The 11730-nt window shown below is 69.6% G+C and carries 2 protein-coding genes; both read right to left on the reverse strand.

All coding sequences use genetic code 11. The features are described 5' to 3' along the window. Positions 1-66: 66 nt before the first annotated feature. Positions 67-7245: an ESPR-type extended signal peptide-containing protein gene (locus SSKA14_RS21735; RefSeq protein WP_008264989.1), complete on the reverse strand. Its 7179-nt coding sequence runs from the start codon at positions 7243-7245 to the stop codon at positions 67-69. 441 nt (positions 7246-7686) lie between these two features. Further along, positions 7687-11571, reverse strand: a complete 3885-nt coding sequence (gene purL, locus SSKA14_RS21740) for a phosphoribosylformylglycinamidine synthase (protein ID WP_087944951.1) — start codon at positions 11569-11571, stop codon at positions 7687-7689. Between the last annotated feature and the right edge of the window lie 159 nt (positions 11572-11730).

Raw genomic sequence — 11730 nt, forward strand, 5'->3', positions numbered from 1 at the left:
CCTCCCCCCAGGCCCTCACTGCAGGTGCTGCGCCGGCGTGGGTGGCCGCCGGCGCAATTGACGGGCTTACCAGCCGAAGCCGGCACCGACGCCGACCGAGCTGTCATCGCTGCTGAAGGCACCGCCGAAGGTGACCGTGGCGCGATCGCTGATTGCACGCTGGTAACCCAGCGACAGCGCCGATTCGCCACCCTGGAACCCGATGCCGACACCGACCCGGTTCTGGGTGCGGATACCGGCCGCGCTGGTGGCCATGTTGAGCATCGCGGCGCTCATCGCGCCCTGACGGTCGATGCGGCGGTCCATGTGACGCAGGCGCCCATCGATCTCGCCCTTGAACACATCGAAGCTGTCGGCGACGGCCTGGACGCGGCTGTCGGTGTAGCTGTTGGCGGTGGCCATGCCACGGTCGAGCTGGCCCTTGTTGACCGCGTCGGTGGCCGTGGTACCGGCCGCCACGTTGGTCACCTGACGCTCGTTGCCTTCGCTGCCCACCGACACCGTATTGGCACGGTCGGCAACCGAACCCTGGCCCAGCGCCACCGCGTTCGCTGCGCTGGCATTCGCGCCCTGGCCGATGGCGGTGGACGAGGCACCACTGGCAACCGCGCCCTCGCCCATGGCAACCGCATTGAAACCGCTCGCCGGGGTGCCCACCGGAATGCCGGCACCCGCCGCAGCCGCGGTCGGCGTACCCTGCACACGCGCAGTGCTGGCCGGCGCTGCGTCCGCCACCGATGCGGCCGCGACACTGGCCTGCGCACCGTCCTCCAGCGGCGCACTCATCGCGCGCAGGCTGGCGGTTCCGGCGCGCGTGCCACCGGCGGTACGACGGTCGATTTCGCTGACCTTGCGATCCAGCGCACCCAGTGCATCGCCGACATTGCTGTAGGTAGCCCCCTGGATCACGTAGTTCGGCGCCACGAACACGCCCTGCATGCCGACGCTGGCACCGCCACCGAGGAAGCTGGCGGCGTCGCTGAGCGACTGGAACAGCTGCCCACCATTGATGGCCTGGCGGCTGCCAGCGGCGATGCTGCCCGCGCCGACGTTGTCGAGGGTGGTGCCCTGGAAGCCGGACAGGGTCAGGCGGTCACGGCTGGCATCGTCGTAGCTGACCGCGCTGGCTGCGGTGGTTTCGACCGTGGCGATGCGCGAATCGAAATCGCCCACGCGGGTCTCCACCGCACCGACACGCTGGTTGGTGACGTTGAGCTGCGAGCCGGTGATCGCGTCACTGCTGCCTGCACCGATGCGGCCATCAGCCACATTGACGATGCGACGCGTCGCCGGGCCATCGGTGCCATTGCCACCGCCGACCGAGACCACGTTGGCGTCAAGCGCACGTGACCCTGCGCCCAGCGCCACCGAGTTGGCACCGGATGCACCGGCGCTGTTACCCAGTGCCAGCGCGCCATTGCCGATCGCCATCGCGTTGGCGCCCACGGCGTTGCTGCGTGCGCCGCTGGCACTGGCCGCCGAACCGATGGCCGTGGCATCGCTGCCGCTGGCACTGGCGGTACCACTGCCGGTGGCCTTGAGGTAACGCGCGGTGCCGTCGGCGGTCGCCGCCACTGCATCGAGCTGGCCGCGGTTGACCGCATCGGTACGCTCGGTACCCGCAGCGACCCGGGTGATCTGGCGGTCGGTGCTGACACTGCCGACCGACACGGTGTTGGCACGATCGGCCACCGAGCCGGCACCCAGTGCAATGCTGCCGGCGGCCGAGGCGTTGGCACTGACACCCACCGCAGTGGCATTCGCGCCAGTGGCCTTGCTGCCGTAGCCGACTGCCGTACCGAGACGACCGCTGGCTTCAGCATAGCTGCCCAGTGCCGAGGCGCCATCGGCCGACGCATTGGCGCGGAAGCCGCTGGCCTGCGACTGCGTGCCACTGGCCGTGGCCTGCGCGCCGCTGGCGGTGCTGTAGGCGCCCTTGGCCTGGGCACCGGCACCACTGGCACTGGCGCCGAGTTCGCTGGCGCTGGCACCGCTGCCCACCGCCACGCTGTCGACGCCACTGGCCTGTGCAGCATTGCCCAGCGCCGCGGCGTTGTTGCCGGTGGCCAGTGCATCGAAGCCGACTGCGGTGGCATTGGCGGCCATCGCGTTGGCACCACTGCCCAGCGCGGTAGCGCCGTTGCCGATGGCGTTGGCCGCGTTGCCGGCCGCCAGGGCGTTGTCACCGTCGACCAGTGCACCGGCCTCGCCATCGGCGTTGCCACTGGCCTGGAACTGGCGGCTGGTCTTGTCGGCAACCGTGGCCACTGCATCCAGCTGGCCCTTGTTCACCGCGTCGGTGGCTTCGGTGCCGGCGGCAACATGGGTCACCTGGCGTTCGCCACCGGCCTTGCCGACGGCAACGGTGTTGTCGCGGTCCGCCTTGGAGCCCGCACCGAGAGCGACGCTGTTGCTGCCGTTGGCGGTGGCATTGGCACCGAGTGCAGTGGCGCTGCTGCCAGCCGCCCACGAATTCCAGCCGATGGCGGTGGCGTAGTCTTCGGTGGCCCACGCACCTGCGCCGAATGCCGCGGCGCCAGTACCGCTGGCACGCGACGGGATCAGGCCGAAGAAGGTACTGCCGCCGATGGCGACGCTCTCCTCGCCACTGGCCTCGCTGGACTGGCCCACGGCCACCGCGCCGGTACCGGCCGCGGCCGCGCCGAAGCCGACCGCCGTGGTGTTGGCACCACTGGCCGCCGATCCATAGCCCAGCGCGGTACCGAGGCGGCCGCTGGCTTCGGCATAGCCGCCGACAGCGGTGGTGCCATCAGCGGACGCGGCGCTGCGGAAGCCACTGGCCAGTGCCTGCGTGCCGCTGGCGTTGGACTCGGTGCCGGTTGCGGTGCTGTAGGCACCACTGGCCTGAGCACGTGCGCCGGTGGCGCTGGCACCCAGCTCGCTGGCGCTGGCGCCACTGCCCAGGGCCAGGCTGTCTTCACCGGTGGCCTGTGCGGTACTGCCCAGCGCCGCTGCGTTGTTGCCGGTGGCCAGCGCATCGATACCGACGGCCGTGGCATTGGCAGCCAGCGCATTGGCACCGCTGCCGAGTGCGGTGGCACCGTTGCCGATGGCATTGGCCGCATCACCGGCCGCCAGTGCGTTGTCGCCCTCGACCAGTGCGCCGGTTTCGCCATCGGCATTGCCGCTGGCCTGGAACTGCCTGCTGGTTTTTTCCGCTGCAGCGGCAACCGCATCGAGCTGGTTCTTGTTGACCGCGTCGTTGCCCTGCGTACCGTCGGCTACGTTGGTGATCTGGCGGGTGTTGCCGCCCCCGCCCACCGAAACGGTGTTGTCACGGTCTGCAATCGAGTCCGCACCCAGCGCCACGCTGTTGGCGCCGCGCGATTCGGCGGCGTTGCCCAGCGCGGTGCTGTTGATGCCACCCGACCAGGCGCCGCCACCCACCGCGGTGGAGTAGTTGCCCGAGGCCTCGGTGGCCAGCACACCGAACAACGAGCCACCGATGGCAACGCTGTTGGTTCCGGTGGCCAGGCTGCCCTGGCCGGTTGCCGTGCTGTAGGCACCGGACGCCTCCGAATCGCCGCCCAGGGCCACGCTGTTGGAGCCGGAAGCATTGGCGAAATTGCCGAACGCGGTGGCATTGAAGGCCGAAGCCTGCGCGTAGCCACCGATGGCGGTGCTGTAGCCACCGGTGGCTTCGGCGCCGATGCCGAATGCCGCCGATGCGGTACCGCTGGCCACGCTTTCGCTGCCCACGGCGGTCGCCGCATCGCCACTGGCATTGCTGAAGTAGCCCACGGCCACGGCTTCTTCGCCGGACGCTTCGGACAGCACACCGTTGGCCGTGCTGCCGGCGCCGCTGGCGATGCTGGCGGCACCGAAAGCGGCGCTCTGCTCGCCGCTGGCCTCGCTTTCCGCACCGTGCGCGGTGGCGTACTCGCCGGTGGCCTGTGCATTGGCACCCACCGCGCTGGCGTTGGCCGCGGTTGCCAGTGCATTGAAGCCCAGTGCCTGTGCATTGTTGGCCAGCGCATTGGCGCCGCTGCCCAGCGCGGTGGCGCCATTGCCGATGGCGTTGGCCGCATCGCCCGCCGCCAGCGCGTTGTCCCCCTCCACCAGCGCACCGGCCACATCGTCGCCGTTGCCGCTGGCCTGGAAGAAGCGGCTGGTGGTGCTGGCGGTGCTCGCCACCGCATCCAGCTGCGCCTTGTTCACTGCATCGGTGGCCTGCGTGCCAGCAGCCACGTTGGTGACCTGGCGTTCGTTGCCGGCGCTGCCGACCGACACCGTGCGGGCACGGTTGGCCACTGAACCGGCGCCCAGCGCGACGGCATTGCTGGCGCTGGCATTGCTGCCGGCGCCGAGCGCGATCGCGCTTTCACCACCGGCCACCGTGTTGGTGCCGATGGCGATGCTGTTGAGGCTGTTGCCCAGTGCCTGGAAGCCCAGCGCTACGCTGTTGTCGCCATAGCCGAAGGCGCCGCGACCCACCGCGGTGGAACTGGCGCCGTTGGCCCAGCTGTTGTAACCGATGGAGGTTGCACCGCTGCCGCTGGCCCAGGCCGCGTTGCCGAAGGCCGAGGCGTTGGTGGCGGTGGCCCACGCGCCGGAACCGAAGGCGCTGGCGCCGCTGGCCGTGGCCCAGCTGTAGCCGCCGACAGCGGTGCTGTCATCGCTGCTGGCGAATGCGCTGTCGCCGACCGCGACCGCATAGCTGCCGGTGGCGCGCGACTTGCCGCCTGCGGCGAAGCTGTTGTCACCACTGGCCTTGGCCGCGTTGCCGAAGGCGCTGCTGGCAGCCCCGGTGGCCTGCGCGCCGCTGCCGACTGCGGTGGCATCGGCAACGGCGGTGGTACCCACCTGCTGCGCCGTGCCGTCGGCACCGATGATCGGCTGGTTGTACTCGTCGTAGGCCTGGCCGAGGCCACCGATCGCCACGCCGCCCTTGCCGGTGGCGTTGCTGTTGCGGCCGACCGCCACGCTGTCATCACCGATCGCCGAGGCGGCAGCGCCCTGTGCAACCGCGCCGGCACCGATCGCATTGCTCGACGAACCGGCGGCAACCGCGCCTTCACCTTCGGCCAGTGCGCCGGCATCGCTGCCCGCTTCCGGCTGTGCCTGGAAGAAACGCGCGGTGCTGTCAGCGGTGCTGGCCACGGCATCGAGCTGCGCCTTGTTCACCGCATCGGTGGCTTCGCTGCCTGCAGCAACACTGGTGATCTGCCGCTCGTTGCCGGCGCTGCCGACGGCCACGCTGTTGGCACGCACCGCTTCGGAATTCGCGCCGAGTGCGACACTGTTGGCGCCGCGTGCAGTGGCGTAGTAGCCCACCGCCGTGCTCTGCGCGCCGCTGGCCCAGGTCTGCGCGCCGAGCGCGCTGGCGTTCTCGCCGGGTGCGTAGGCGAAGTAGCCGACCGCAGTCGCTTCGGCGCCGGAGGCTTCGGTCAGGCTGCCGTTGGCCACCGCGCGATCGCCGCTGGCGATGGCACCGGCGCCCACCGCGGTTGCGGCCTCGCCACTGGCCTGGGTCTGCACGAAGAAGCCCAGGCCGGGAATCAGGTCGGCCGGGCCACCGATGGCCACGCTGCTGGTACCGGTGGCGTTGCTCTGCGTGCCCAGCGCGGTGGAGTAGTCACCGATGGCATTGGCGACCGCGCCGAACGCGGAGGACTGCGCACCGGCGGCATACGCGCCCACGCCATAGGCCGACGCGGCGAAACCACCGGCATCGGCACTGGCGCCCACGGCGGTGCCACCGACACCGGCACTGGTGGCGCCGGTTTCCACCGGCACACCGCCACTGGTGATCAGCGGATTGCCATCGGCATCGACCGCAGCACCGCCAACGGCGACGCTGCCCGGGCCGTTGGCCTGCGCATTGTTGCCGAACGCCGCGCTGTTCTGGCCCGAGGCCAGTGCGTTGTTGCCGACGGCGGTGGCGTTCTGCGCGACGGCGGTGGCACCGGCACCGACGGCCGTAGTGCCGCTGCCGATCGCGTTGGCCGCTTCGCCTGCGGCCAGCGCCTCGTCGCCCTCGGCCAGCGCACCGGCATCGCTGTTGCTGCTGCCGTTGGCCTGGAAGCGCTTGGCGGTGGCATCGGCCACGGCGGCCACGTCCTTCAGCTGGCCCACGTTGACGGCATCGGTGTCTTCGGTACCGGCCGCCACGCTGGTGATCTGCCGGGTCAGGCCATACGCGGCGGCGCCGACGGACACCGTATCGACACGGTCGGCCAGCGAACCGGCGCCCAGCGCCACGCTGCCGGTGGCCACCGCCGCCGAATTGGAGCCCAGCGCGGTGCTGTATTCACCCACGGCGGTGCTGAACGCGCCGACCGCAATCGACGCTTCGTTGGCGGCGGTCGCGCCACGGCCCAGCGCGGTGCTGCCCGGGCCCATCGCCACGGCACCGCCACCCACAGCAGTGGCACCATCAGCGCTGGCTTCGGACAACGCGCCGAGCGCGGTGGCCGCGCCGTTCTCGCTGGCCGCATAGGCACTGGCACCCACGGCGGTGTCGCCCAGGCCGAACGCCGCAGCACTCTGCCCGACCACGACGCTGGCGTCGCCAATGGCCAATGCGCCCTGGCCGAACGCGCTGGCGCCGATGCCGGCGGCGATGGCCTGGGTACCGATGGCAGTGGTGGCATTGGCCAGCGACTGCGCACCTGCACCGGCCGCCAATGCGCCCTGCCCGTCGATCTTCGCCGCGTCGCTGTCATCGCCTGCGCCGTCGGCCTTGAAATAGCGGCTGCCGTCTGCGGCCACGTCGGCAATCGCCGCCTGCGTGGCCCGTGCCTGCGCATCGAGCTGCGCCTTGTTCACCGCATCGGTCGCCTGGGCGCCCGCCGCGACATTGGTGATCTGCCGTTCCTTGCCGGCATCACCGACGGACACGGTGTTGGCCCGCGTGGCCTTGGAGCCGGCGCCCAGCGCCACGCTGTTGGCGGCACTGGCGTTGCTGTTGCTGCCGATCGCAACGGCGTTGCTGCCCTTGGCCGTGGCCGAGCCTTCGATCAGGCACTTTTCCAGCAGCTTGCCGCTGAATGCGACGCAGGTGGCGCTGCCGCCGATCTGCACTGATTGCGCGGCGGCGGTGCCGCTCATGCCCAACCCCAATACCAGGCCCAGCGCCACTGCCAGCAATGCGGGCGTGGCTCGTGTCGCATCGCGGCGCTGGTCGACGACCCCACCGCTGCTGCTGCCGGAGGAGGCCAGTTCCGAAGCCACCACCAACTGACCCAATGCTTTGTTCCAGACCTTGCGATAAATCCGATTCATCGGTACGGCTCCTGATTGGACTGGTTTTGGGCAAAGCAACGCCACCGCTGGGCTTTCCGGCCCAACGTCCCCTGGGGGCGTCTATTCGCGTGATTTACTGCGGGGTATTGCCGAACGGCGCGCAGCGACAGAAAACCGAGCGCGTGCGCCAACCGGTTACTGCGAAATGAATGATTCTGTAACGGGGTTCAAGTGTTAACGGCAACTTTCCAGATCGTCAAGACTTTGACACGGCAAATCCTATTGCCGTGAAGCAGTTCACTATTTCACCTGTTTATAAAGCGATTTTGTTAGATCTGAGTGACGAACCGCCGACGCACTGTAAACGCGTGTAACTGATGGTTGCGGCAGGTATTTCTGCCCGACCAAAGAAAAACCCGACAGTCGCCTGCCGGGTTTTCCGTACCTCATCGCATTGTGGCGTGCGCGACGGTTGCGCCGTCAGCCGCACCACACCCGCGCGTTGCGGAACATGCGCATCCACGGCGAATCACCCTGCCATTCGGCCGGCGCCCAGCTCAGGTTGAGCGCGCGTGGGGTGCGCTCCGGGTGCGGCATCATGATGGTGACGCGGCCGTCGCTGCTGGTCAGGCCGGTGATGCCGTCCGGCGAGCCGTTCGGGTTCAGCGGGTACTGGCTGGCAACATTACCGTGGCCATCGATGTAGCGCAGAGAAACACGGGCCGCGGCCTGGTCGACGGCGTTGTCGAACACCGCCTGGCCTTCGCCGTGCGCGACTGCCACCTGCAGGCGCGAGCCCGCCATGCCACGCAGCAGGACCGACGGCGACTCCACCACCTCCAGCAGCGCGGTGCGGGCTTCGAACTGCTCGCTGGCATTGCGGCGGAACTGCGGCCAGTGCTCGGCACCGGGGATGATGTTCTTCAGCTGGCTCATCATCTGGCAGCCGTTGCACACACCCAGCGCGAAGCTGTCTTCGCGGGCGAAGAACGCGGCGAACGCATCACGCAGCGCGCTGCGCTCCAGGATCGAGGTCGCCCAGCCACGGCCGGCACCGAGCACGTCGCCATAGCTGAAGCCGCCGCAGGCGACCAGGCCGGTGAAGTCCTGCAGCGCCACGCGGCCTTCGATCAGGTCGCTCATGTTCACGTCGAACGCGCGGAAGCCGGCACGTTCGAAGGCGTTGGCCATTTCAATCTGGCCGTTGACGCCCTGCTCGCGCAGCACCGCCACGCGCGGACGCGCACCGGTGCTGATGAACGGGGCGGCCACGTCTTCGTTGAGGTCGAAGCTGAGCTTCGGCTTCAGGCCCGGTGCGTTGAAGGCGCGGGCGATTTCACGCTCGGCATCGGCATTGGCCGGGTTGTCGCGGCGCTTCTGCATCGCGTGGGTGACCGACCACCAGGCGTCGAACAGCGCGTCCCAACGCCATTCGGCCAGGTTCTCGCCGCCCAGCGACACACGCACCACCGGCGCGGTGGTCGGCTTGGCGATGCGCTGCGCGCATTCGGTCAGTGCATGGCGCTCGACCAGATCGGCGAACGCGGCGCGGTCTTCGCGCGCGATCTGCACCACTGCGCCCAGTTCTTCATTGAACAGGCTGCGGAACGGATCATCGCCCCAGGCATCGAGGGTGATGTCCAGGCCCAGACGCGAGGTGAAGGCCATTTCGCACAGCGCAGCGAAGGCACCACCGTCGCTGCGGTCGTGGTAGGCCAGCAGCAGACCGGACTGGCGCGCATCGCGGATCAGCTCGAAGAAGCCACGCAGGCGCTGCGGATCGTCCAGGTCCGGGGCGGCACCGGCGAAGGCCGGCAGATCGCCGTGGTCGGCATGCACCTGGGCCAGGATCGAACCGCCCAGGCGCTGCTTGCCGGCACCGAGGCCGATCAGCCACAGCTCGCTTTCCACGTCGCGGTCGAGCAGCGGGGTCAGCTGCTTGCGCACGTCGGCGACCGGCGCGAACGCCGAGATGACCAGCGACACCGGCGACACGCTCTTGTGCGCTTCGCCCTGGTCGTGCCACTGCGCCTGCATCGACAGCGAGTCCTTGCCCACCGGGATGCTGATATCCAGCTGCGGGCACAGTTCCATGCCCACGGCCTTGACCGCGTCGTACAGCAGCGCGTCCTCGCCCGGGTGGCCGGCAGCGGCCATCCAGTTCGCCGACAGTTTGATTTCATCCAGTGCGTCGACCGGGGCCGCGCACAGGTTGGTCAGTGCTTCACCCACCGCCATGCGTGCCGAAGCGGCCGCATCGAGCAGGGCCAGCGGGGTGCGCTCACCGATCGACATCGCTTCGCCGGACACGCCATCGAAGTCGGCCAGGGTGATCGCCACGTCGGCCACCGGCAGCTGCCACGGGCCGACCATCTGTTCGCGCGCGGTCAGGCCGCCGACGCTGCGGTCACCGATGGTGACCAGGAAATTCTTCGAGGCCACCGTTGGGTGCGCAAGCACGCGCAGGCCCGCTTCCTGCAGGTCCAGGCCGCCGGTCTTCAATGCCGGCCAGCGCGGTGCCGGCGGGTGCGCGGTGTCGCGGTGCATCTTCGGCGGCTTGCCGAACAGCACGTCCATCGGCAGGTCGATCGGCGCATCGGCCGGGGTGTGACCCGGCACCGCACCGTAGGCCACCACCAGGTGTTCCTCGGCGGTGGCCACGCCGACCGCGGCGAACGGGCAGCGCTCGCGCGCGCACAGCGCGGCGAACTCGGCCAGGCGCTCCTGCGCGACACCGAGCACATAACGCTCCTGCGACTCGTTGCACCACAGCTGCATCGGCGACAGCGACGGATCATCGGTGGGCACCTTGCCCAGATCGATGACACCGCCGACCTTGGAGTCGTGCAGCAGTTCGGGGATGGCATTGGACAGGCCACCGGCACCGACGTCGTGGAAGAACTTGATCGGGTTGTTGGCACCCATCGCCACGCAGCGGTCGATGACCTCCTGGCAGCGGCGCTCCATTTCCGGGTTGTCGCGCTGCACGCTGGCGAAGTCCAGATCCTCGGCGCTCTCGCCGGAGGCCACCGAACTGGCGGCACCGCCGCCCAGGCCGATCAGCATCGCCGGGCCACCGAGCACGATGACCGCATCACCCGCCTGCAGCTGGATCTTCTCGACCTGGATGCGGTCGATCGCGCCAAGGCCACCGGCCAGCATGATCGGCTTGTCGTAGGCGCGGACCAGATCAGCACCTTCGGGCAGCTCGAAGCTGCGGAAGTAGCCGAGCAGGTTCGGGCGGCCGAATTCGTTGTTGAACGCGGCGCCGCCGAGCGGGCCGTCGGTCATGATTTCCAGCGCAGGTGCCATGCGCGGGTTCAGCGCGCGCGGCGCTTCCCACGGCTGCGGCAGCTCGGGGATGCGCAGGTGCGAGACCGAGAAACCGGACAGGCCGGCCTTCGGCTTGCCGCCGCGGCCGGTCGCACCTTCGTCGCGGATCTCGCCACCGTTACCGGTCGATGCGCCCGGGAACGGCGCGATCGCGGTCGGATGGTTGTGCGTTTCCACCTTGATCTGGAACGCGCTGGGCACCTGCGGCTCGCGGCGGTATTCGCCGCTGGCCGGATCCGGGCGGTAGCGCGAGGCCGGGTGGCCTTCGATCACCGCTGCATTGTCGCTGTACGCGCTGAGCGTGTGCTGCGGGGTCTGCTGGTGGGTGTTCTTGATCATCCGGAACAGCGAGCGGTCCTGTTCCTGGCCGTCGATGGTCCAGCTGGCGTTGAAGATCTTGTGGCGGCAGTGCTCGGAATTGGCCTGCGCGAACATCATCAGTTCGACGTCCGACGGCGAGCGGCCCAGCGCGGTGAAGCGTTCGCGCAGGTAGTCGATCTCGTCCTGGGCCATGGCCAGGCCGAGGCGCTGGTTGGCGGCCTCCAGCTGGTCCACCGGCACGCGTTCCAGTTCACCGCGGGCCGGTGCCGAGAACAGCGCCTGGCCCTCTGCCACGGTCTCCAGCACCGACTGCGTCATCGGGTCGTGCAGCGCCTTGACCAGCGCCTGCTGGGCGGCGGCATCGGCCGGCCAGCCCTGCACGTCGATACGCAGGCCACGCTCGACCCGGCTGACCGGCTGGCCCGCACCGCGGACCAGTTCAGTGGCCTTGCTCGACCACGGCGACAGCGTACCCAGGCGCGGCACCACGATGCGGCTGACCGCGCCGTCGGCCACGGCCTCGGCCTGCGGCGCAGCTTCGAGGATGCGGCACAGGGTGGTCAGGTCGGGGGCGGCGCTGCCTTCGGGCTGCACGAAGTAGACGTGCCAGGCGCCGCTGATGCGCAGGGAGGGAGCGATGGACTGCAGGCGGGATTCAAGACGTTCGCGGCGGAACGGCGACAGGGCGGGCGCGCCCTCGAGGACCATCATGTCCGGGGAACCGTAGTTGGGAAACGGGCCCGACATTGTACCGGAAGCGGGGGAAGGGCTCTGGCCGGGCGGCGCCCGGCACCCGCCGAAGCCAGGGCAACGGCAACAGCAACGGCAACAGCAACTGCCAAAGCAAAAGCGGGGTTCCCGTGGGATGGC

It is taken from the genome of Stenotrophomonas sp. SKA14 (assembly GCF_000158575.1).
Taxonomy (GTDB): Bacteria; Pseudomonadota; Gammaproteobacteria; order Xanthomonadales; family Xanthomonadaceae; genus Stenotrophomonas; species Stenotrophomonas forensis.

Excerpts from the sequence above, each read along its gene's own strand:
- SSKA14_RS21735 (WP_008264989.1), bottom strand. The coding sequence starts at position 7,245 with ATGAATCGGATTTATCGCAAGGTCTGGAACAAAGCATTGGGTCAGTTG.
- purL (WP_087944951.1), bottom strand. The coding sequence starts at position 11,571 with ATGATGGTCCTCGAGGGCGCGCCCGCCCTGTCGCCGTTCCGCCGCGAA.